Raw genomic sequence first — 22,001 nt, forward strand, 5'->3', positions numbered from 1 at the left:
AGTTCTCAAGGAACGGTCGCTTCCTTTGTACTCACCCTCTCGGGCTTTCCTCCGGGCGCTTCCCTTCGGTCTTGCGTTTCCGACTCTATCAGATCCTTTTTCGATCCGATTCCCTGTCGGCGGGATTTGCCGTCCGACCCGGGCTTTCGCCCGTCGGCCTTTCGACATTCACTACGTTAGCCGATTCCCCGTCCAACTCATAATCGAGTCCGCCGGAGTTGAATTCAGGCATGCGAGCACGCCGAATCCGCCCCTGCTGAGGGGAGTCGCTAGGTAGTGGTTTGGCCGCTTCCCGCTGCAGGCGATCGCCGTACCCGGTTCAAGCGGCTCGGGCCACATTACGCACCCCGCCTGGGCGCGTCAACTTCGGCGGCGCCTCGGGACATGGGCCCGATACGGGCTCACCGTCGGGTCGTTGGCGACCCAGAAGCGCCAGGGATGCACGGCACCTTCGCCGGCGACACCGGTCCGGGGGCCGTTGAGCACCTGGTCGGCGGGCACCGGAGTGCCGGTGAGCATGCGGAGCGGAGTGTCGTCGGTGGTGCACGCGTCCGTGCCGTCGAGGGAGCGGTCCACGTCCAGGGCCGTGGCGAGGCGGGCGGGGCCTTTGGCCAGTTCCTTGTCGTTGCGGGCCGAGAGTCGACGGGTACGGGCGAGTTCGGCGCCCTCGATGATCTCGCCCGCGCGGAGCAGGACCGCGCTCGCCTTGCCCTCGGGGCCGCACACCAGGTTCATGCAGAACCACATGCCGTAGGTGAAGTAGACGTAGACGTGCCCGGGCGGACCGAACATCACGCCGTTGCGGGCCGTGCGGCCACGGTAGGCGTGGGAGCCGGGGTCGTCGGCGCCGTCGTAGGCCTCCACCTCGGTGAGGCGGAGGGCGATCGGACCGTCCGGGGTGCTGCGTACCAGGATGCGGCCCAGGAGGTCGGGGGCTGCATCGAGGACGGGCCGGTCGAAGAACTCCCTGGGCAGGGGCGTACGGTCGGGGGTCGCGATCATGCCGTCCGAGGGTACTGGAGACGGGTGGTGCCGCGGGGTGGCCGTCGGGCACCGGCCTTGCCAGGGTGGGCAAGGGAACCGGCCACGTCCGGATCGCGTTTGTACGGATCAAGGATCCACCCGTTGTGGGCGAGAGGGAGAGACATGGCGTTCAAGAAGCTGCTCGCGAGTCTGGGGGCCGGCGGGGCTTCGGTCGAGACGGTGCTGCACGAGGTCAACGTCGTGCCCGGCGGTGTCGTCCAGGGTGAGGTGCGGATCCAGGGCGGGTCCGTCAACCAGCAGATCGAGGGGCTGTCGGTCGGACTGCAGGCCAAGGTCGAGGTGGAGAGCGGCGACCAGGAGTACAAGCAGGACATCGAGTTCACGAAGTCGCGGCTGGGCGGGGCGTTCGAGCTGCAGGCGAACGCGGTGCACGCGGTGCCGTTCGGGCTGGAGATCCCGTGGGAGACGCCGATCACGATGATCGACGGGCAGCCCCTGCGGGCGATGCACATCGGTGTCACCACCGAGCTGGAGATCGCGCGGGCCGTGGACTCCGGTGACCTGGACCCGATCAGCGTGCACCCGCTGCCCGCGCAGAAGGCGATCCTGGACGCGTTCATCCAGCTGGGCTTCCGCTTCAAGAACGCGGACATGGAGCGCGGTCTCATCCGGGGTACGCGGCAGAAGCTGCCGTTCTACCAGGAGATCGAGTTCTACCCGCCTCAGCAGTACCGGGGATTGAACCAGGTCGAGCTGAGCTTCGTCGCCGACGAGCACGCCATGGACGTGGTGCTCGAGATGGACAAGAAGCCGGGGCTGTTCAGCGAGAGCAGCGACACCTTCCGGTCCTTCCAGGTGGGGCTCCACGACTACCAGGGGACCGACTGGGCCGCCTACCTCAACCAGTGGCTCTCGGAGGTCGGCAGCAAGCGCAACTGGTTCTAGGGACAGGCCGTAGGCTCGGGGTCAACTGCAAGAACGATCCAGGAGGTACCGAGGTGACCGAGCTCAAGCGGCGGCCGCTCCCCCACGACTTCCATCCGCCTGTGCCGTCGTTCACGGTGACGAGCAAGGACGTCGAGGAGGGTGCGACGCTCCAGGACGCTCAGGTCCACGCGGCCGGCAACACCTCGCCGCATCTGCGGTGGGAGGGTTTCCCACTCGAGACCAAGAGCTTCGCCGTGACCTGCTACGACCCGGATGCCCCGACGGGCAGCGGGTTCTGGCACTGGGTGCTGTTCGACATCCCGGCGTCGGTGACCGAGCTGCCGGTGGGCGCGGGCAGCGGCACGTTCGAAGGCCTGCCCGAGGGTGCGGTCCACGCTCGCAACGACTTCGGCAGCAAGGACTTCGGCGGGGCAGCGCCGCCGCCCGGGGACGGTCCGCACCGGTATGTGTTCACGGTGTACGCCGTGGACCAGGAGAAGCTGGGGCCGGACGCGGACGCGTCTCCCGCCGTCGTCGGTTTCAACCTGCGGTTCCACACGATCGGGCGGGCCCAGCTGATCGGTGAGTACGAGGTGCCCGCCGAGGGTTGAGCATCCGCCCGGCGATCCCGGCGTTCACGGAACGTTTGCCCGCTCCTGGTCTTGGAATTGATCAGGAGCGGGCATTTTTGTTGCCGGGGGTCGCGGGGGTCACCCCCCGCGGGAGCAGCAGATATTGCGTTGTCCATCTCGGCGTGCCCGGCCAGAGTTGATCCAGCCCGCCAGGGGGTGGGCCGGTGCACACGGGAGGTGGGCTGGTATGCGGGACACGCTGGTACTGAACGCGAGCTTCGAGCCGCTGTCGACGGTGACGTTGAACCGAGCCGTCGTTCTGGTGCTTCAGGACAAGGCCGTCGTCGAGCAGGCCCACCCCGAACTGCGGATGCGGGGAGCGGCGGTCGACATACCGGCGCCGCGTGTGATCAGGCTCTGCCACTACGTGCGGGTGCCGTTCCGAAGACAAGCGCCGTGGTCGAGGCGGGGTGTGCTGGTCCGGGACCGTCACAGGTGCGCGTACTGCGGGCGGCGGGCGACGACCGTGGACCACGTGGTGCCGCGGTCGCAGGGTGGGCAGGACTCGTGGCTGAACACGGTGGCCTCGTGCGCGGAGGACAACCACCGCAAGGCGAACCGGACTCCGGAGGAGGCGGGAATGCCGCTGCTGCGGCAACCGTTCGAGCCGACTCCGGCGGACGCGATGCTGCTGGCGCTGGGGCAGGACGACTTCGACGCGCTGCCGGAATGGCTGGCCCAGCCGGCGGCCTAGCCGACGCGTGAAGGGGCCCGCTTCCCTGGGAAGCGGGCCCCTTCTCGCGTGTCGGGTCAGTCGATGGACGGCTTCTCGCGGCGTTCCTGGGCGGGGACGCCGCCGGACGCGCCTGAGTTACCGCCGGAACCGCCGCCCATGCCTCCGAAGTTGCCCATGGCGCCGGAGAGTCCCTTGAGCGCGTCGCCGATTTCGCTGGGGACGATCCAGAGCTTGTTGGCGTCGCCTTCGGCGATCTTCGGGAGCATCTGGAGGTACTGGTAGGAGAGGAGCTTCTGGTCCGGGTCGCCGGCGTGGATGGCCTCGAAGACCGTCCGGACGGCCTGGGCCTCGCCTTCGGCGCGCAGGGCGGCGGCCTTGGCCTCACCTTCGGCGCGCAGGATCTGGGACTGCTTCTCGCCTTCGGCGCGCAGGATCTCGGACTGCCGGACACCCTCGGCCTGCAGGATCGCGGCGCGCTTGTCGCGGTCGGCGCGCATCTGCTTCTCCATCGAGTCCTGGATGGAGGTGGGCGGTTCGATCGCCTTGAGTTCGACACGGTTGACGCGGATGCCCCACTTGCCGGTCGCCTCGTCGAGGACACCGCGCAGGGCCGCGTTGATCTCCTCGCGGGAGGTCAGGGTCCGCTCCAGGTCCATGCCACCGATGATGTTGCGGAGCGTGGTGACGGTGAGCTGCTCGATCGCCTGGATGTAGCTGGCGACCTCGTACGTCGCGGCCCGCGCGTCGGTCACCTGGTAGTAGATGACCGTGTCGATGTTGACCACCAGGTTGTCCTGGGTGATCACCGGCTGGGGCGGGAAAGGGACGACCTGTTCGCGCAGGTCGATGCGGTTGCGGATGGTGTCGATGAACGGGACGACGATGTTGAGGCCCGCGTTGAGTGTCCGCGTGTAGCGGCCGAAGCGCTCGACGATGGCCGCGCTGGCCTGCGGAATGACTTGAATCGTCTTGATCAGGGCGATGAAGACCAACACCACCAGAATGATCAGGACGATGATGACCGGTTCCATCGTCGTTGCCCGTGTCCCTTCTTCGCTTCGGCGCCTTCGGCAGATCTTATGGTTGTCGAAGATCTTGCTGGTCGAGTCTGACAGACCGTCGCGTACCTAGCGAGGAGTTCTCACCAGTTACGTCGTGCGAGGTCACATGACGATCGCGGTGGCTCCCTCGATGTCCACGACATCCACTTCCTCGCCCACTTCGTAGGCGCGGCCGGTGTCGAGGGCGCGGGCCGACCAGACCTCTCCGGCGAGTTTGATCCGGCCGCCGGAGGCGTCGACGCGTTCCAGGACGACGGCTTGTCTTCCTTTCAACGCGTCCACACCGGTGGCGAATTGGGGTCGTTGAGCACGATGCCGGTTCGCGATGGGGCGTACGACGGCGATGCCCGCGGTCGAGACGACGGCGAAGACCACGACCTGGGCGACGGCCCCGCCGCCGAAGACGCCGGTGGCCGCCGCCGCGGCGATGGCGCCCACCGCCAGCATGCCGAGTTCGGGCATCGCGGTGACCACGAGCGCGATGCCGAGCGCTGTCGCGCCGATCAGCCACCACAGCCATGCGTCGATTTCCACATGGTCATGGTAGGTCGCGGGTCCTGTCGCCGACAGGGCGCCCTCGGTGTGAAATCCCGTACTCGCCCTGGGATTTGTGTGGGGGAGGACCGGGTCAGGACAGCGGGAGGCCCTGGGCGGTCCAGCGCTCGCCCGACTGTTCGACGACGAGCGGGAGGCCGAAGCAGAGGGAGAGGTTTCGGGAGGTGAGTTCGAGCTCCAGCGGACCGGCGGCGAGGACCTTGCCCTGGCGGATCATGAGGACGTGGGTGAAGCCCGGCGGGATCTCCTCGACGTGGTGGGTGACCATGAGCATCGAGGGGGCGATGGGGTCGCGGGCGAGGCGGCCGAGGCGGCGGACGAGGTCCTCGCGGCCGCCGAGGTCGAGGCCTGCGGCGGGCTCGTCGAGGAGGAGCAGCTCGGGGTCGGTCATGAGGGCGCGGGCGATGAGGGTGCGCTTGCGCTCGCCCTCGGAGAGGGTGCCGAACCTGCGCTCCAGGTAGTCGCTCATGCCGAGGCGGTCGAGGAAGGCGCGGGCGCGCCGCTCGTCGATCTCCTCGTAGTCCTCGTGCCAGGTGGCGGTCATGCCGTACGCGGCGGTCAGGACCGTCTCCAGGACCGTCTGGCGCTTGGGGAGCTTCTCGGTCATGGCGATGCCGGCCATGCCGATGCGGGGGCGCAGCTCGAAGACGTCCGTGCCGGGCCTGCCGAGGGTCTCGCCGAGGATGGCGGCGCTGCCCGAGCTGGGGAAGAGGTAGGTGGAAGCGAGGTTCAGGAGGGTGGTCTTGCCGGCGCCGTTCGGGCCCAGGATGACCCAGCGCTCGCCCTCCTTGACCGACCAGGAGACCTGGTCCACCAGAGCCCGGCCCTCACGGACCACGGATACGTCCTGAAGCTCCAGAACATCGCTCATGAGCGCGTTGTCTCCCCTTGCAGTGTGGCCGGTCTCGGCTGTCGCGTACGCCTGTGGCTCGGTCCGCCGCGCCGGTGGGCGCGGGCCTCCATGAAATCTACGCCACCGGTCGGTCCGGCCATTCCCTCGGTCCGGTCCTTGGAGGGTCCTAGGGTGGGGGCATGCTCTCGGAACCACGCGCTGGACGTCTCGCAGCTTGGGGAAATGCCCTTTTGGCCGGACTTGTCTCTCCGGATGACGCGGTGCTCGCCATCGTCGGTGAGGACGCGGTGCACCGGGTGGAGGGGCTACCGGGTGAGTCGGGCCAGGTCGGTCTGACGCTCGCGCTGGGGCGGCTGCGGACGCTCGGGGTGACCGGTCTGCGGGTGGCGCTGCCCGCGCCGGGGCACCCCCTGGGGCTGAGCGGGCCGCCGGAGTTCAACGCGCGGGCGCTGGAGGCCGAGGAGGCGGCGGTCTGTCACGGGGCCGCCTACGGGCTGGTACCGGACGTGTACGAGGCCGGACCTGAGGGTGTGCAGGTCGAAGTGGTGTGGTACGTACTGCCGGTGCGGGAGACGCCGCCGGCGGACGTGCCCTCGCTGGGTGAGGCGGAACGGGAGCTCGCGGAGGCCCTGCGGGAGGCGACCGAGGTGCTGTCGCGGCTGGATGTGGCCGGGTCGGGGCCGGTGGCGGAGGCTGCGGTGGACGCGTATCGGGCCCGGGCCGAGCGGGGGCGGGAGGTGTTGGCGCCCGGATATCCGCCGCGGGCGGTGCGGGTGCTGGAGTTGGCGCAGCGGGTGGGGACGCTCATCGCTGTGGCGACGGAGAGCGGGCACGGGGGTGCGGTGAGTGCGTCCGAGATCGCCGCGCGGCGGGAGGCGTTGCGGCCGGTGGAGCGGACGGCGCGCAGGGCGCAGGTCGCGGCGTACAACTCCGTTGTGGAGGAGCGGGAGCGGGGGGTGCGATGACGGGGCGCTGTGCGGGTGCTCGGTGTTGCTGCCCGAGTCGGGTGGGTGCGCAACCCGGCGCTGCGGGGCGCCGCTGCGCCCACCCGTGCCGCCCGAACGGCACGAGTTCCCGCAGCTGAGCCGACCGGCCTCCCGGGCAGGACCGGGAGGCCGGTGTCACCTCCGGCTCGGAGACGGAGGCGGAGCGTCAGTGGTTGACGGCGAGGTTGCCGAAGGCGGGGTTCAGGACCCCGACGACGTTCACGCTGTTGCCGGAGACGTTGACCGGGACGTGCGCCGGGGCCTGGACGACGTTGCCCGAGCCGACGCCCGGGGAGCCCACGGCCTGGCCGTCGGCGTGCGCGCTGGTGGCGGAGGCCATGCCCGCCCCCGCGGCCAGCAGGCCACCGGTCACCATCGTCACGGCCGCTGCCTTCTTCAGGTTCTTCACTTCTGAGCCCTCCTTGCGATTGCCGCGGCAGGCGCCGCGGCACGCACTGGAGAACGGTGGGGATCCACCGAGGTTGCGCCATATGAGGGACGTTCCCACGACAGTATGAATCTCGGTCCGGAATGGAACCGTCCGCGCTGCCGTGAGGTGCGGGCGTCAGCCGGTCACGCCGTGGCGAACGGCCCACAGAGCGGCCTGGGTCCGGTCGGCCAGGTCCAGTTTCATCAGGATGTTGGAGACGTGGGTCTTGACGGTCTTCTCGGAGAGGACCAGCGCGCGGGCGATCTCCCGGTTGGAGCGGCCGTCCGCTATCAGGCCGAGCACCTCGCGCTCCCGCTCGGTGAGCGAACCGGCCCTCCCGGGGCCCGAGTTGGCCTCCTCCTGGGAGAGCAGGGCACCGGCGACCTCCGGCTGGAGGAGGATGTGCCCGGCGTGGACCGAGCGGATGGCTCCGGCGAGGGCGTCGGGATCGACGTCCTTGTAGACGTATCCGGCGGCGCCCGCTCGCAGGGCCGGGACCACGGTGCGCTGCTCGGTGAAGCTGGTGACGACCAGCACGCGCGCGGGGTTGCCGCGTTCACGGAGTCTGCGCAGGGCGTCGACGCCGTCCATGCCCGGCATCTTGACGTCCATGAGGATGACGTCGGGCTTCAACTCCTCGGCGCGCTCGACTCCTTCGGCGCCGTCGGCCGCCTCGCCGATGACCTCGATGTCGTCCTGCACCTCGAGGAAGGTGCGCAGGCCCCGGCGGACGACCTGGTGATCGTCGACGAGCAGCACCTTGATTGCGTCAGCCACCGGGGACCTCCATCTCTATCGTGGTGCCCTTGCCGGGCGCCGATTCCACGGTCAGTGTGCCGCCGGCCCCGCTCGCCCGGTCCCGCATCGAGACCAGGCCGAGATGGCGCCCCGCGCGGCGGACCGCGCTCGGATCGAAGCCGCTGCCGTCGTCCGTGACCCGCAGGACGGCGCCGTTGCCGTGACGGTCCAGGGTCACGTCGACGTGGTCGGCGCCGGAATGGCGCAGGGCGTTGTGCAGCGCCTCCTGGGCAACGCGCAGGACGGCCTCCTCCTGGGAGGCCGGCAGGGCCCTCACGCCGTGGCCGGTGAAGGTGACGCGCGCGCTGTGGGCGCGGTCTAGAACGTGGATCTGTGTCCGCAGGGTAGCGACGAGACCGTCCTCGTCGAGGGCGGCGGGGCGCAACTCGACGACGGCTGCCCGCAGTTCGTCGGCGGCCTCGGCGGCAAGGGCCGCCACCTGCTGGAGTTCGCCCTTGGCGCGGGAGGGGTCCCGGTCCACCAGGCGGGCCGCGGCCTGGGCGGTCAGGCGGAGGGAGAAGAGCTTCTGGCTGACCGCGTCGTGCAGTTCGTGGGCCAGGCGGGAGCGCTCCTCGGCGATGGTGAGCTCGCGGCTGCGTTCGTAGAGGCGGGCGTTGGTGAGGGCGATCGCCGCGTGCTGGGCGAGGATGCCGAGCAGTTCCTCGTCGTCCGCCGTGAAGCCGCAACCGCCTTCCGGTCTCGGGCAGTTCTTGTTGGCCAGGAAGAGCGCGCCGATCACCTCGTCGCCGTCGCGGATCGGCAGGCCGAGGAAGTCGACCAGGTCCGGGTGGGCCTTCGGCCAGCCCTCGAAGCGGGGGTCCTTGCGGACGTCGGCGAGACGCTCGGACCTGGCCTCGCGCAGCATCGCGGCGAGGATGCCGTGCTGGCGCGGGAGCGGGCCGATGGCCTTCCACTGCTCCTCGCTGACGCCGTCGACGACGAACTGGGCGAAGCCGCCGTGGTCGTCCGGGACGCCGAGCGCGGCGTACTGCGCGTCGAGCAGCTCACGGGCCGAGGCGACGATCGTCTTGAGGACGTCGCGCACCTCGAGATGCCTGCTCATGGCCAGCAACGCGGAGCTGACCGCGGCGAGGCCGGACCGGGGACCGTGACTCATGTCCTCACCGTACCGGCGGGTGTGGCAGCCCGGATCGGACCGGTGGCGGCGGGCGCCCGGTCCGGTGGGCCTAGGTCGCGGGGCGGAGGCGGTCGGCGTGGTGACGTAGGTCCGGGGCCGGCGGGCCGGTGGCGCAGACGAAGGGACCCGGTGGGTTGCGGCCGGCGTCGGAGGCGGTCCGGGCACCTCGTTCCCGGGTTGAGGGCACGCGATCACGACGGGGGAGCGGATCATGCCGGTTGCGATCATCACCGGGGCCCGAAGGGCCTGGGCCGGGCGCTCGCGAAGGCCCTGGCCGAGCGGGGCTGCGACCTGGTGCTCGACGCCAGGGGCGCCGAGGCGCCGGCGGACGCGGCCGGGGGCCCTTTGCGCGTACGGCACGCGCGTGACCGCCCTGCCCCGGTACGTCTCGGACGCAGCGCACCGGGCGGAGCCGGTGTCGGCGGCGTGGCGGCTGGGCGGGTGGACCTGCTGGTGCTCAACGCGAGCGCGCTGGGCGCCGAGCCGCTGGTGCGGTGGGGGCCGGGTCGTGGCGGTGGGGACGACGGCGGTGCTGTCCGTGGAGTCGGCCGCGGGCGCTGACGGGGTCGTACGGGCGCGGGCGGGGTGGACCGCGGTGGTGACGCCGGAGCGTGGGAGGCGGGTGGTGGACGGGCTGCTGACCGGCCTGCAGAGCCGGAGGCCTCCCATCTGCTGATGCTGGAGGCGGTGGCGGGCCGGGTGGCGATCGAGCGTGGTCACGGGGCTACGCCCCAGGGCCGGTACCTGTGGCACGAGTTCGGGGACGTGCACCTCGTACTGCCGTGAAGACCCCTCACACAGAGCATCGCTTGTGCAACTGGTGGTGAGAACCCGCGTCGGGCGATGTGAGCCCGCGCATAGGACGCACGTCACGTACGAAAGGACGTAGGAGACAAAGCCGCACCTATTGAGCGGCGCATACAGTCCAGTCTGCACCGATTTGCCCCTCCCTGATCCACTATCTCCTTTCGTACGTCACACCTTTGCCACGCCATTTTGCGGCCGCTAAGAATTGCTGCTGTCGCTCAGCGCCGTGGGTTCTTCCCCGCGGCGTTCGTGTCGGAAACACACCGAGTCCAACGCCGGACGCCGAGCGACTCCCGCGCTATTCGAAGAGGTCCACACCACCATGCCCAAGAACATCTTCAGCCGTGTTCACAGTCGAAGCCTGACGCGTCACCACAAGATCGCCATGGCGGGTGTCGCCACCCTCGGCGCCGCCGCCATCGGGTTCTCCGCGGTGCCGAGTGGTGCCTCGACCAAGACCACGACCGAGGCCGCTCAGCCGGCTGCGGTGGCGTACAGCACCCAGCAGATCAAGGACGTCAAGGCGAGCGTGACCGACCAGATGGCCGGTGCCAGCCTGAAGGCGGAGCAGATCGCGGCGAAGAAGAAGGCCGACGCCGCGGCCGCCGCCAAGAAGAAGGCCGCCGCCGAGGCGGCGAAGAAGAAGGCCGAGGCCGCGCGCAAGGCCAAGGAGGCCGCGAGCCGCGACGCCAAGCGCGCCGCGGTCAAGAAGAGCTACCCGAACAACCTCGACGGCTGGATCCGCGAGTCGCTCGACGTCATGAAGAAGCACGGGATTCCCGGCTCCTACGAGGGCATCAAGCGCAACATCATCCGGGAGTCCTCGGGTAACCCGAGGGCGATCAACAACTGGGACATCAACGCCATCAACGGCATCCCGTCGAAGGGCCTGCTGCAGGTCATCCCGCCGACCTTCAAGCACTGGCACGTCCCCGGCACCTCCTGGGACATCTACGACCCGGTAGCCAACATCACCGCCGCCTGCAACTACGCGGCCGACAAGTACGGCTCGATGGACAACGTCAACAGCGCGTACTGAGGCCGGCGCGGACCTCTGCTTCGCTGAACGAGCGCCGAAGGGCGGCACCCTCCTGGCGGGGTGCCGCCCTTCGGGCGCGGGTGGAGCGGTGACTACTTGCGCATGACCTCGGGTTCGTGGCGGCGCAGGAAGCGGGCCACGAAGAAGCCGCAGATCACGCCGAGCGCGACAAGCGCGCCCATGTCCATGGCCCAGGCCCCGACCGTGTGCTCCCACAACGGGTCGGTGTCGCCGGCCGTCTCGGGCGGGCTGATCTTGTTGAAGTCCAGCGTGGCACCGGATGCGGCGACCGCCCAGCGGGACGGCATCAGGAACGAGAACTGGTTGGCGCCGATCGAGCCGTGCAGCGTGAACAGGCATCCGGTGAAGACGACCTGGATGATCGCGAACATCACCAGCAGCGGCATGGTCTTCTCGGCGGTCTTCACCAGCGCCGAGATGATCAGGCCGAACATCATCGAGGTGAAGCCCAGCGCCATGATCGGGACGGACAGCTCAAGCAGCGTGGCGCTGCCGAAGACCAGGCCCTCCTCGGGGATCTCGCGGCTGGAGAAGCCGATGACGCCGACCAGCAGGCCCTGGAGCACGGTGATCATGCCGAGCACGAACACCTTCGACATCAGGTACGCCGAGCGGGACAGGCCGGTCGCGCGCTCCCGCTCGTAGATGACCCGCTCCTTGATCAGCTCTCGGACCGAGTTGGCCGCGCCCGCGAAGCAGGCGCCGACGGCGAGGATCAGCAGGACCGTGGTGGCCGTGCCGTTCGGGATGATCCGGCCGGTCTGCGGGTTGGCGGGGTTCGGCAGCAGGCCCTTGTCCGCGTCGATGAGCAGGCTCACCGCGCCGAGCACGGCCGGAAGGATCACCATCAGCGCCAGGAAGCCCTTGTCGGACGCGATCACCGACACATAGCGTCGGACCAGCGTGACGAACTGGGACATCCAGCCCTGCGGTTTCGGCGGCTTCATCGCCTGCATCGGCTGAACCTGTACGGACTGCGGCGCCACGGCGTCGAGGTCCGCGGCGTACATCTGGTAGTGCTGCGAGCCCTTCCAGCGGCCCGCCCAGTCGTAGTCGCGGTAGTTCTCGAAGGCGGAGAAGATATCGGCCCAGGTGTCGTAGCCGAAGAAGTTCAGCGCTTCCTCGGGCGGACCGAAGTAGGCGACGGCACCGCCCGGCGCCATCACGAGGAGCTTGTCGCACAGCGCCAGCTCGGCCACCGAGTGGGTGACGACGAGAACCGTACGGCCGTCGTCGGCGAGGCCGCGCAGCAACTGCATGACATCGCGGTCCATGCCCGGGTCGAGGCCGGAGGTCGGCTCGTCCAGGAAGATCAGCGACGGCTTGGTCAGCAGCTCCAGGGCCACGGAGACGCGCTTGCGCTGGCCGCCGGACAGGGAGGTGACCTTCTTGTCCTTGTGGATGTCGAGCTTCAGCTCGCGCAGCACCTCGTCGATGCGGGCCTCGCGCTCGGCGGCCGTGGTGTCCGCCGGGAAGCGGAGCTTGGCCGCGTACTTGAGGGCCTTCTTGACGGTCAGTTCCTTGTGCAGGATGTCGTCCTGCGGGACCAGACCGATGCGCTGGCGCAGCTCGGCGAACTGCTTGTACAGGTTCCGGTTGTCGTAGAGGACCTCGCCCTGGTTGGCGGGCCGATAGCCGGTGAGTGCCTTGAGCAGGGTGGACTTGCCGGAGCCGGACGGGCCGATGACCGCGATCAGCGACTTCTCCGGGACGCCGAAGGAGACGTCCTTGAGGATCTGCTTGCCGCCGTCGACCGTGACGGTCAGATGGCGGGCGGAGAAGGACACCTCACCGGTGTCGACGAACTCCTCGAGCCGGTCGCCGACGATACGGAACGTCGAGTGGCCGACGCCGACGACATCGGTCGGGCCGAGCAGCTGCGAACCACCCTTGGCGATCGGCTGGCCGTTGACGTACGTGCCGTTGTGGGAGCCGAGGTCGCGGATCTCCATGCGCCCGTCGGGCGTGGCGTGGAACTCTGCGTGGTGCCGGGAGACCTGCAGGTCGGAGACGACCAGTTCGTTCTCCAGGGCACGGCCGATGCGCATCACGCGGCCGAAGGAGAACTCGTGGAACGTGGTCGGGCTGCGGTCGCCGTGGACCGGCGGTGCCCCCGCGACACCGCCGGGGCCCTGCTGCTGCGGGATCTGCGCCGCCGCCTGCTGCTGCCAGCCGGCCTGCGGGGCCTGTTGCTGATGTGCCGCCGCCTGCTGGTGCGGCTGCTGGGCAGGGGCCTGCTGGGCCCATCCCGCGTTCGCGCCCTGAGCAACGTACGGCTGCTGCCGAAGCTGAGCCTGCGGTGCGGCGATATCGGCCGGGGCACCGGACAGGTTCAGGCGCGGGCCGTCGGTCGGGTTGCCCAGGTTCACCGCTGAGCCGGGGCCGAGCTCCGTCTGATGGATCCGCTGCCCCCGCACGAACGTGCCGTTGGTGCTTCCGTGGTCCTCGATGACCCAACTGCGGCCGTTGAAGCTGACCGTGGCGTGACGCCAGGAGACCCTGGCGTCGTCGAAGACGACGTCCCCCTGCGGATCACGTCCGAGGGTGTATGCCCTGGACGGATCGAGCGTCCAGGTACGTCCGTTTGATTCCAGTACGAGTTCCGGCACTCCATGCCCCACTGAGTTGTCCCCCGAGTTGCCCCCGACTTGGGGAGTCTAGGGATGTCGAACATCGGGGGGAACTATTTCAGCAGCGGCCCCCTGACCGAAAGTCGGGCCTTGTGGAATCCGTACACAGGCGCATCGGCCGTTTCCGTTGACGGGGTTGAAAACGGGCCGGAGAGTGGTATTTCGACGCGCGGGGGACATGCGCGGTGTTCCCGCCGCGTCGCGGATCGGGGGGGTCTGCCATGGGTGCTGCCACAGAGGTCGGACCGGCGAGGGACGACGCTCGCGTGCCGTGGGGGGACGTGCTGATGTCCGCCGTCGCCGCCGTGAGCTGGGCGTTGATCGGGATGGCGGGGACGGCGGCGCTGGGCCTACGGCTGCTGGAGGCGGACACGGCCGGTTCGTTGGGGCCGATGACCGCGGCGGTGGTGGCTCTCGGGGCGGGTGGTTCGGTCACGCCCTCCGGTGACGTCTCCGCGTTCGGCCTCACGGGCGCGGAGGCGGACACGGCCATCGAGATCACGCCACTGGGAGTGAGCCTGGTCGGGGCGGTGCTGCTGTCGTGGTTCTTCCTGCGGTCCTTGCGTGCCGCGGGAGTTGTGATCTCCCGGGCCGAACTCCTCGCGCGGGCGGGCGCGGTGGTCGCGCTGTTCGTGGCGATGCTGGGCGGGCTGGCGTGGGCGGGGCACGATGTCATCACGATCGACGGAGGGTCGCTGGGGCTGGACGACATGACCGGCGGGGGCGGCCTGGAGATTCCCGGACCGGGGGACGTCGGGGGGCTGCTGCCGGACCGGCTCGGCGACCTGGCCGGCGCGCAGGCCGCCGTCGGCTTCACGGTCGACACCGCCCCGACGCTGCTCGGCGGCCTCGGGTGGTCGGCCGGCGTCCTTCTCGTCGCCCTGCTGGCCTCCCGCCGCACGCCGCTGCCGCGGGGCTGGGAGGCCGTGCACCGGGTGGTGCGGCCGGCCGCGTCCGCGGTCGTGACCGTGCTGCTGGTGGCCGTGGCGGCGGGTCTCGCGGCGGCGGCGTACGCGGCGGTCGGCGACGACCGTCCGAAGCGCATCGCCGGCGCGGCACTGCTCGGGGCGCCGAACGGGGTGTGGCTGGGCGTCCCGATCGGCCTGCTCGTGCCGTGGGACGGACGCGCGACGGGCGAACCGACCCGGTTCCTGCCCGATCCCCTGGACGGCCTGCTCGGGGCCGGGACCGACCAGCCGGTGACGCTGGGGCGGCTGGCCGAGCTGGACGGGCGGGTGTGGCTGCTGGGGGCGGCGGCGGCGGCGTCGATGCTGCTGGCGGGGGTGTTGGCGGCGGCGCGGACACCGGTGGGGGTGGAAGCACAGGGGGGTTCGGGTGCGTTTGGTTTCGCGGGCCGCTGTGCACTGCGGCTGGGAGTCGCGACCGCGCTCGCCCTGCCGTTGCAGGCCTGGCTCACGGACGTGTCCGTGAGCGCCTCCCTGTCCGTCCTCGGCTTCGACGCGTTCGGCGCGGGCCTCACCCTGCGAGGGGACCTCGGCATGGCCCTGCTGCTGGGCGCGGTGTGGGGCGCGGGGGCCGGGGCTGCGGGGGCGCTGCTCGCCTGGGGGTGCGGGGCGGCGGGGCGCTCGGCTGCGGTGTTGGCCCGGGGCGGGGTGCCGGGCGCGGTCGGTGAGGCAGGGGCCCGGCCGGGGGTTGCGCGGGCCGGGCCGGGGATCGCCGAGGTGGGGCCGGGGTACGGCGAGTATGCCCGGCAGGCGGGGTCGGGGGGTGGTGCGGCTCGGCCCGGGCACGATGAGGACGCCAGGCAGGCCGGGTCCGGGGGCGGTGCGGCGTGGCCGGGGCATGACGATGCCATCAGGCGGGCCGGGCCGGGGGCCGGTGCGGCTCGGCCCGGGAACGACGAGAGTGCCGGTCAGGCAAGGCCAGGGGCGTATGAGGCTGATGCCGGGCGGGGCCGGCCCCGGGGCGCGACGGGAGGTGAGCGGGCGCCGCACCCGGAGGAAGCCGGACCCTACGCGCCGGGTGTGCCGTACCGGCCGCCCAACCCGTCCACCAATCCTTACCTCCGGGTCCCGGACGAACTGCGGGGGCCGGGGGACACACGGCCCGCCGACGAGGAGCCGCCGTCGGACAATCCGTCGGAGTACCGGGCGTACGACGACGCCGGGCCGTCGGACGAAGTCCGCCCGGGCGACGAGAGCACGGCCCCCGATGACGGCGGCATCCACGGCTCCCCCACCGTCGTCCGGCCCGTGGGCCCTCCTCCCCGCGGTCCCCGCCAGTCCCCGGGGCCGAGGAACGGCAACGGGCCACCGGCCCGGCCGGACGGCGGACCGCCGCCCCCGCCACCCCCTCCCCCACCGCCGCGGAGACCACGTGGCGGAAGGTGAAACACGCGCTGCTTCCCGCCACTCCCTCCCCGCGGGTAACAGGAGACGGCACCCTGCGTGAGACTCCCGCCACCGGCGCGACACCCACTGTTCGCTGTCCGCCAGACGGACCTCGGGGGCGGTGTGCGCCGGCCGCCGGATACGGTGGAACCACCATGAGCGCTTCGCAGACCTCGTCTTCCGACGTCCCTGCCGACGTCCCCACTCTCCTTGTCAAGATCTTCGGCAAGGACAGGCCGGGCATCACGGCCGGTCTCTTCGACACCCTCGCCGCCTACTCCGTCGACGTCGTCGACATCGAGCAGGTCGTCACCCGCGGACGGATGGTGCTGTGCGCGCTCGTGACCGAGCCGCCGGCCGGGCTCGAGGGGGATCTGCGGGCGACCGTCCACAGCTGGGCCGAGTCGATGAAGATGCAGGCCGAGATCATCTCCGGCCTCGGCGACAACCGGCCGCGCGGTCTCGGCCGCTCTCTGGTCACCGTGCTCGGGCATCCGCTCACCGCGGAGGCGACGGCGGCGATAGCGGCGCGGATCACGCAGACCGGCGGCAACATCGACCGTATCTTCCGCCTCGCCAAGTACCCCGTCACCGCCGTCGAGTTCGCGGTCTCCGGCGTGGAGACGGAGCCCCTGCGCACGGCCCTGGCGACCGACGCGGCGAAGCTCGGCATCGACGTGGCGGTCGTGGCGGCCGGTCTGTACCGCCGCGCGCAGCGTCTGGTCGTCATGGACGTCGACTCCACACTCATCCAGGACGAGGTCATCGAGCTGTTCGCCGCGCACGCCGGGTGCGAGGACAAGGTCGCCGAGGTGACGGCGGCGGCGATGCGCGGGGAACTGGACTTCGAGCAGTCCCTGCACGCGCGCGTGGCGCTGCTGGAGGGTCTGGACGCCTCGGTCGTGGACAAGGTCCGCAGCGAGGTGCGGCTGACGCCGGGCGCCCGCACCCTGATCCGTACGCTGAAGCGGCTCGGCTACCAAGTCGGTGTCGTCTCGGGCGGGTTCACCCAGGTCACGGACGATCTGAAGGAGCGGCTCGGGCTGGACTTCGCGCACGCCAACACGCTGGAGATCGTCGACGGGAAGCTCACCGGCAAGGTCACCGGCGAGATCGTCGACCGCGCGGGCAAGGCCCGGTTGCTGCGCCGGTTCGCCGCGGAGGCGGGTGTGCCACTGTCGCAGACCGTGGCGATCGGTGACGGTGCGAACGACCTGGACATGCTGAACGCGGCCGGTCTGGGGGTCGCCTTCAACGCCAAGCCGGTGGTGCGCGAGGCCGCGCACGCCGCGGTGAACTTCCCGTTCCTGGACACCGTCCTGTACCTGCTGGGCATCACGCGCGAAGAGGTCGAGGCGGCGGACACCCCCGGCACGGTCTGAACCAGATGGTCAGAGCCCGGCACCGCACCGGTGCCGGGCCCCTCGTGCGGAGATCGTCACTCGGACGGCGCCCAGTAGTCCCCCAGCGTGCCCACGCCCGGCTCCAGGCTCTTCCACGAGCCGTTGAACGACACGACGGCGAAGGCGGCGGCCGGGAACCCGCGGCGGGCCATCCGCTCGCGGGCGTCGCCGTCGGCCGAGCCCGCCAGGACGTCGGCGAGGCCCTCGATGCCCGGGTTGTGGCCGATCATGAGGACGTTCTGGATGTCGTCGTGCGTCTCGTTGAGCACGGCGATCAGCTCACCCGGCGAGGCCTCGTAGATCCGCTCCTCGTAGACGGTTTTCGGCCGCTGCGGGAACTCCTGGACGGCGAGCTTCCAGGTCTCCCGGGTCCGGACCGCGGTGGAGCACAGGGCCAGGTCGAAGGAGAGGCCGGTGTCGGCGAGCCTGCGCCCGGCCTCCGCCGCGTCCATTCGGCCCCGGTCGGCGAGCGGACGCTCGTGATCGGTCACCTGCGGCCAGTCGGCTTTCGCATGGCGGAAGAGGACAATCCTGCGGGGTTCTGCGACGCTCATGAGATCCAGCTTCGCATGAAACACGCCAAGGGGCGCAGGGAGTTGACCACCGGCTTCGGCCGTGTTCAGCGGGCTGTCAGCTGCTCAAGGCGTTCGAAGAGGTGGGTGATCGCGGGGTCACCGGTGGCCGCGTGGGCGTCGGAGGGGTCGAGGATCAGGGCGAGCAGGGCGGTGAAGGCCAGCACGGGCAGGGCGAGCGCCCACCAGGGCAGCCGGCTGCCGGCTGCGGCCCGGGTCGCCGGGTGGGGCCGGGGGTGCGTGGGGGCCGGCATGGGTGCCTCCGCTCTCCGAGTGGTCGGTGGCCGTCTCGCGGTCACCTCTCGAAGCTACGGAATCCACGGCCGCCAACCCATCCGGTGATCCACCCACTTGACCCTGACCCTCACCCCCTAGGGGACAGGGGGGCCAGCCCCACCATGGGCCGGGTGAGGGCCGGTCATGGCGAGGCGAGGGTCGCGATGACGGCGATGACGATGAAGATCGCGAAGAACGCGCCGAACACGAGCAGCATCTTCCTCTGACCGTGCTGGGGATTCGGGTCGAGCACTGGCATGGGGCAAGTGTCGCACCCGGCGGACCCGCCGGACGCCCCGGCCCCCGGAAACCGCCCCGTGGCCGGGCTCAGCGGCCCGCCTCGTCCTCCACCGTCCGGTCCCGCCCCGCCAGGACACCCACCACCATCTGCGGGACCATCAGGGCGCTCATCAGCGCGATCGGCAGACCCCAGCCGCCGCTGTGCTGGTAGAGGACGCCCACCAGGAGCGGCCCCGGGATGGAGATCAGGTAGCCGGTGCTCTGCGCGAACGCCGACAGCTGGGCGACACCCGGGCCGGTCCGGGCCCGCATGCCGACCATGGTGAGGGCGAGCGGGAAGGCGCAGTTGGCGATGCCGAGCAGCACGGCCCAGGCCCAGGCGCCGGCGGCGGGCGCGAGGTACAGCCCGGCGTATCCGGCGAGGCCGCAGACGCCGAGGGCGATCACGATGGGGCCCTGGTGCGGCAGCCGTGTGGCCAGGCGGGGAATGACGAAGGCCAAGGGCACGCCCATCACCATGGTCACCGCCAGGAGCAGCCCCGCGGTGTTCGCCGGAACACCGGCGTCACGGAAGATCTGCGCCATCCAGCCCATGGTGATGTAGGCGGCGGTGGCCTGGAGCCCGAAGAACACGGCCAGCGCCCAGGCGGTACGGCTCCGGGTGATCCGCAGCTGCGGCGCCTCCTCGCGCGCGGATTCCGCCGCAGCGGTGGCAGGGGTCCCCCTGCCGGCGGCCGTCCCGCGGACGGCGGAGGTGTCCTCACGTGTGGTTTCCGTACCGGTGGGGACGGAGACTTCCTCGTCCGAGGGTTCCGTCCCAGCGAGGGCCGGTGTCTTCGGCGCGGGTTCCCTCCCGGCGGGGGCCGGTGTCTTCGGCGCGGCTTGGGTGTACCGAGCGGGCCCGCTTCCGGCCCGGTCCGCCGCTCCGGGCGGAGTCAGGCGTCCGCGTACGAACGGCAGCCACGGCACCACCGCCGCCACGGCGAGCCCCGCCCACAGGGCCAGGCCCGACTGCCAGCTCCCGCCGAGGGCGTCGGTCAGGGGCACCGTCACGGCGGCCGCGAGGGCGGTACCGAGGGCGAGGGCCATCGAGTACAGGCCGGTCATGGACCCGACGCGGCCGGGGAACCAGTGCTTGACGATGACCGGCATCAGGACGTTGCTGACCGCGATGCCCATGAGCGCGAGCGCGCTGGCGGCCAGGAAGCCGGCCGTGCCGCCGGCGTACGGCCGGATCAGCAGGCCGGTGGCGATGGCTGCCATGCCGGCGCACACCACGGCGCCCGATCCGAAGCGGCGGGCGAGCCGCGGGGCCGCGACGCCGAAGACGGCGAAGCACAGCGGCGGCACGGACGTGAGCAGCCCTGCGAAACTGCCGCTCATGCCGAGCCCGTCGCGGACCTCCTCCAGGAGGGCGCCGAGGCTGGTGATGGCGGGGCGGAGGTTCAGCGCGGAGAGCACGATGCCGGCGACGAGCAGCCGCATCGTCCACGCGCGCGTCGCCGTGCCGCCGGGTTCCCGGCCATCGTGCGCGGCTGAGCTGCGTACGGTCGGGGGCGCCATCGTCCGGGTTTCCTCACCAGCCATGAGACCCATCATAGAATCATGGGATGATTGACTGTCCACTCCTCGGCTGCCCTCCGGCGCCCCGGTCGTGCGAAGGTGAGCCATGCCCCTGAGCCATCCCCGCCGGTCGGCGCTCTCCGAGCAGGTCATCGCCGCGCTGCGGGCCCAGATCACCTCGGGCGAGTGGCCGGTCGGCTCCCGCATCCCGACCGAGCCGGAGCTCGTCGAGCAGCTGGGTGTCGCCCGCAACACGGTCCGTGAGGCCGTCCGCGCGCTCTCGCACAACGGCCTGCTGGACATCCGCCAGGGTTCCGGCACGTACGTCGTGGCGACGAGCGAGCTGGCCGGTGTGATGCAGCGGCGGTTCGCCGAGGCCGACCCCCGGCACATCGCCGAACTGCGCTCCACGCTGGAGTCGGCCGCCGCGCGGCTGGCCGCGGAGCGGCGCACGGAGAAGGACCTCAAGCAGCTCGACGCGTTGCTGCTGCGTCGCGAGGAGGCCTGGGAGTCGGGCGACGCGGAGGCGTTCGTGACCGCGGACGCGACCTTCCACCTGGCCGTGGTGTCCGCCTCCCACAACGACGTGATGACCGCGATGTACGCGGATCTGGGCGAGGTGCTGCGGGACTGGCTGCGCGAGGACGTCGGCGAGGAGCTGACGCCGGAGACGTACATGGACCACGCGCGGATGCTCGACGCGATCCGCGCGGGAGACGCGGACGAGGCGGCGGCGGAGGCCGCCCGCTACCCGTTCCTGTGCCGCCCGGGCGGGATCAGCTCGCCTTCCGGTGACTGACCCACACCTCGCCGACTTCCTTCCAGCAGCGCCCCGTCAGCCGCACGGTCTGCGCGGGCCCGGCGGCCACCGGGAGGCTGTCGGTGTCGATGTCCCACCAGCGGACGCACTCGACGTGCAGGCTCACGCGGTCCGTCTCCGGGTACGGGTTGTGGCAGTAGGCGGTCACCTCGGAGCCGGTGACACGGATCCGGCACGACGCGCCGAAGGGGTCCGCCGGCTCGGGCTCGGCGGCGGGCACGCGCGCGTGGGGCACCGCTTCGTACGCCAGGGTCAGGACGAGGGCGACGGCGAGGGACAGTGAGGCCGTTCGGCGGGACAAGCGCACAAGGAGGCCTCCTCGGCCGTGCTGGGGAGGGCATCGCGTGGTGAAACGCGTACTCCAGAGTGCCCAGTTGCGGCCTGCCCCGCCCGCCGGATGGGCCGAACGGGTGACGCCCCGCTCCCCGCGCGCTGCGGGGGACGGGGCGTCGACGTCGTACGGGAGATCAGGCACCGATGGCGTGCAGGCCGCCGTCCACGTGGATGATCTCGCCGGTGGTCTTCGGGAACCAGTCGCTCAGCAGGGCGACGATGCCGCGGCCGGCCGGCTCGGGGTCCTTCAGGTCCCACTCCAGCGGGGAGCGGGAGTCCCACACGGAGGCCAGCTCACCGAAGCCCGGGATGGACTTGGCGGCCATGGAGCCGAGCGGACCGGCCGAGACCAGGTTGCAGCGGATGTTCTGCTTGCCCAGGTCGCGGGCCATGTACCGGCTGGTGGCCTCCAGGGCGGCCTTGGCCGGGCCCATCCAGTCGTACTGCGGCCAGGCGAACTGCGCGTCGAAGGTCAGACCGACGACCGAGCCGCCGTTCTGCATCAGCGGCAGGCAGGCCATGGTGAGCGACTTCAGGGAGTACGCCGAGACGTGCATGGCCGTGGCGACCGACTCGAACGGCGTGTTGAGGAAGTTGCCGCCGAGGGCGTCCTGCGGGGCGAAGCCGATGGAGTGCACGACCCCTTCGAGGCCGCCGAGCTCCTCGCCGACGATGTCGGCGAGCCGGCCGAGGTGCTCGTCGTTCGTGACGTCGAGCTCGATGACCTTGGTGGGCTTGGGCAGCTTCTTGGCGATGCGCTCGGTCAGCGTCGGCCGCGGGAACGCCGTGAGGATGATCTCGGCGCCCTGCTCCTGGGCCAGCTTGGCGGCGTGGAAGGCGATGGAGGACTCCGTCAGCACACCGGTGATCAGGACGCGCTTGCCCTCGAGAATTCCGCTCATGATG

Annotated in this window: 22 protein-coding genes and 2 pseudogenes; 10 read left to right on the forward strand and 14 right to left on the reverse strand. The window is 70.9% G+C overall.

Annotated features, from left to right (window positions below; genetic code table 11):
• Positions 1–360: 360 nt before the first annotated feature.
• Entirely contained in the window at positions 361–1,002 is a 642-nt protein-coding gene (locus ACWD1U_RS29805) for a DNA-3-methyladenine glycosylase (RefSeq protein WP_451112141.1), read from the reverse strand.
• A 144-nt stretch (positions 1,003–1,146) separates the two neighbouring features.
• On the opposite strand from ACWD1U_RS29805, the gene ACWD1U_RS29810 reads away from it, so the two are divergent.
• The 3 genes from ACWD1U_RS29810 to ACWD1U_RS29820 all read left to right on the forward strand — a co-directional run bounded on the left by ACWD1U_RS29810 (position 1,147) and on the right by ACWD1U_RS29820 (position 3,237).
• Entirely contained in the window at positions 1,147–1,929 is a 783-nt protein-coding gene (locus tag ACWD1U_RS29810) for a sporulation protein (protein ID WP_451112143.1), read from the forward strand.
• A gap of 53 nt (positions 1,930–1,982) precedes the next feature.
• The gene (locus ACWD1U_RS29815; protein ID WP_451112144.1) at positions 1,983–2,522 is read left to right on the forward strand and encodes a YbhB/YbcL family Raf kinase inhibitor-like protein; all 540 of its coding nucleotides are present in this window, start codon (positions 1,983–1,985) and stop codon (positions 2,520–2,522) included.
• Between the two features lie 208 nt (positions 2,523–2,730).
• The gene (locus ACWD1U_RS29820; protein WP_451112146.1) at positions 2,731–3,237 is read left to right on the forward strand and encodes an HNH endonuclease; all 507 of its coding nucleotides are present in this window, start codon (positions 2,731–2,733) and stop codon (positions 3,235–3,237) included.
• A 56-nt stretch (positions 3,238–3,293) separates the two neighbouring features.
• Here the strand turns inward: ACWD1U_RS29820 and ACWD1U_RS29825 are convergent, their stop codons facing one another.
• The 3 genes from ACWD1U_RS29825 to ACWD1U_RS29835 form a co-directional block, all read right to left on the reverse strand.
• Positions 3,294–4,250, reverse strand: a complete 957-nt coding sequence (locus ACWD1U_RS29825; protein WP_451112148.1) for an SPFH domain-containing protein — start codon at positions 4,248–4,250, stop codon at positions 3,294–3,296.
• A gap of 132 nt (positions 4,251–4,382) precedes the next feature.
• Complete coding sequence (locus ACWD1U_RS29830; RefSeq protein ID WP_451112149.1) at positions 4,383–4,814, reverse strand: NfeD family protein; 432 nt, start codon at positions 4,812–4,814, stop codon at positions 4,383–4,385.
• Between the two features lie 94 nt (positions 4,815–4,908).
• Complete coding sequence (locus ACWD1U_RS29835) at positions 4,909–5,706, reverse strand: ABC transporter ATP-binding protein (RefSeq protein ID WP_451112151.1); 798 nt, start codon at positions 5,704–5,706, stop codon at positions 4,909–4,911.
• A gap of 161 nt (positions 5,707–5,867) precedes the next feature.
• On the opposite strand from ACWD1U_RS29835, the gene ACWD1U_RS29840 reads away from it, so the two are divergent.
• Positions 5,868–6,653, forward strand: coding sequence for a hypothetical protein (locus tag ACWD1U_RS29840; protein ID WP_451112153.1), 786 nt, complete (start codon positions 5,868–5,870; stop codon positions 6,651–6,653).
• Positions 6,654–6,840: 187 nt separating this feature from the next.
• On the opposite strand, the gene ACWD1U_RS29845 is transcribed toward ACWD1U_RS29840, so the two are convergent.
• From ACWD1U_RS29845 to ACWD1U_RS29855, 3 genes are all read right to left on the reverse strand, one after another.
• Entirely contained in the window at positions 6,841–7,083 is a 243-nt protein-coding gene (locus ACWD1U_RS29845) for a chaplin (protein ID WP_451112155.1), read from the reverse strand.
• A 156-nt stretch (positions 7,084–7,239) separates the two neighbouring features.
• Positions 7,240–7,881 carry a response regulator gene (locus ACWD1U_RS29850; protein ID WP_451112157.1) on the reverse strand — a complete coding sequence of 214 codons (642 nt, stop codon included), beginning with the start codon at positions 7,879–7,881 and terminating at the stop codon, positions 7,240–7,242.
• Complete coding sequence (locus ACWD1U_RS29855; protein WP_451112159.1) at positions 7,874–9,019, reverse strand: GAF domain-containing sensor histidine kinase; 1,146 nt, start codon at positions 9,017–9,019, stop codon at positions 7,874–7,876. The genes ACWD1U_RS29850 and ACWD1U_RS29855 overlap by 8 nt, the downstream gene beginning before the upstream one ends.
• Positions 9,020–9,251: 232 nt before the next feature.
• Here ACWD1U_RS29855 and ACWD1U_RS29860 point away from each other — a divergent pair.
• The 3 genes and pseudogenes from ACWD1U_RS29860 to ACWD1U_RS29870 form a co-directional block, all read left to right on the forward strand.
• Positions 9,252–9,535, forward strand: a pseudogene (locus tag ACWD1U_RS29860) (SDR family NAD(P)-dependent oxidoreductase); the annotation flags it as partial.
• A pseudogene (locus ACWD1U_RS29865) lies at positions 9,534–9,867 on the forward strand (S-adenosylmethionine:tRNA ribosyltransferase-isomerase); the annotation flags it as partial. The pseudogenes ACWD1U_RS29860 and ACWD1U_RS29865, both read left to right, overlap by 2 nt.
• A 302-nt stretch (positions 9,868–10,169) precedes the next feature.
• On the forward strand, positions 10,170–10,886 hold the full coding sequence (locus tag ACWD1U_RS29870; protein WP_451112161.1) for a transglycosylase SLT domain-containing protein: 717 nt from the start codon (positions 10,170–10,172) through the stop codon (positions 10,884–10,886).
• Between the two features lie 92 nt (positions 10,887–10,978).
• Here ACWD1U_RS29870 and ACWD1U_RS29875 read toward each other — a convergent pair whose 3' ends face one another.
• Positions 10,979–13,516, reverse strand: a complete 2,538-nt coding sequence (locus tag ACWD1U_RS29875) for an FHA domain-containing protein (RefSeq protein WP_451112163.1) — start codon at positions 13,514–13,516, stop codon at positions 10,979–10,981.
• 242 nt (positions 13,517–13,758) lie between these two features.
• Between ACWD1U_RS29875 and ACWD1U_RS29880 the strand changes: the two genes are divergently transcribed.
• Positions 13,759–15,888 (forward strand): streptophobe family protein, encoded by a 2,130-nt coding sequence (locus tag ACWD1U_RS29880; protein ID WP_451112164.1) that lies wholly within the window; start codon positions 13,759–13,761, stop codon positions 15,886–15,888.
• A gap of 155 nt (positions 15,889–16,043) precedes the next feature.
• On the forward strand, positions 16,044–17,270 hold the full coding sequence (gene serB, locus ACWD1U_RS29885; protein ID WP_451112165.1) for a phosphoserine phosphatase SerB: 1,227 nt from the start codon (positions 16,044–16,046) through the stop codon (positions 17,268–17,270).
• 56 nt (positions 17,271–17,326) lie between these two features.
• Here the strand turns inward: serB and ACWD1U_RS29890 are convergent, their stop codons facing one another.
• The 4 genes from ACWD1U_RS29890 to ACWD1U_RS29905 all read right to left on the reverse strand — a co-directional run bounded on the left by ACWD1U_RS29890 (position 17,327) and on the right by ACWD1U_RS29905 (position 19,978).
• Entirely contained in the window at positions 17,327–17,845 is a 519-nt protein-coding gene (locus ACWD1U_RS29890) for a SixA phosphatase family protein (RefSeq protein ID WP_451112167.1), read from the reverse strand.
• 65 nt (positions 17,846–17,910) lie between these two features.
• Positions 17,911–18,117, reverse strand: coding sequence for a hypothetical protein (locus ACWD1U_RS29895; protein ID WP_451112169.1), 207 nt, complete (start codon positions 18,115–18,117; stop codon positions 17,911–17,913).
• A gap of 164 nt (positions 18,118–18,281) precedes the next feature.
• On the reverse strand, positions 18,282–18,398 hold the full coding sequence (locus tag ACWD1U_RS29900; protein WP_451112170.1) for an SGM_5486 family transporter-associated protein: 117 nt from the start codon (positions 18,396–18,398) through the stop codon (positions 18,282–18,284).
• A gap of 68 nt (positions 18,399–18,466) precedes the next feature.
• Entirely contained in the window at positions 18,467–19,978 is a 1,512-nt protein-coding gene (locus ACWD1U_RS29905; protein WP_451112172.1) for an MFS transporter, read from the reverse strand.
• Positions 19,979–20,048: 70 nt separating this feature from the next.
• On the opposite strand from ACWD1U_RS29905, the gene ACWD1U_RS29910 reads away from it, so the two are divergent.
• Entirely contained in the window at positions 20,049–20,741 is a 693-nt protein-coding gene (locus tag ACWD1U_RS29910; RefSeq protein WP_451112174.1) for a FadR/GntR family transcriptional regulator, read from the forward strand.
• Here ACWD1U_RS29910 and ACWD1U_RS29915 read toward each other — a convergent pair.
• Together ACWD1U_RS29915 and fabI are read right to left on the reverse strand one after the other, a co-directional pair.
• Positions 20,719–21,069 carry a hypothetical protein gene (locus tag ACWD1U_RS29915; protein WP_451112175.1) on the reverse strand — a complete coding sequence of 117 codons (351 nt, stop codon included), beginning with the start codon at positions 21,067–21,069 and terminating at the stop codon, positions 20,719–20,721. The two genes, ACWD1U_RS29910 and ACWD1U_RS29915, sit on opposite strands and share 23 nt — an antisense overlap.
• A 160-nt stretch (positions 21,070–21,229) precedes the next feature.
• Complete coding sequence (gene fabI, locus ACWD1U_RS29920) at positions 21,230–21,997, reverse strand: enoyl-ACP reductase FabI (protein WP_451112177.1); 768 nt, start codon at positions 21,995–21,997, stop codon at positions 21,230–21,232.
• Between the last annotated feature and the right edge of the window lie 4 nt (positions 21,998–22,001).

The organism is Streptomyces sp. NPDC002788 (assembly GCF_053592115.1).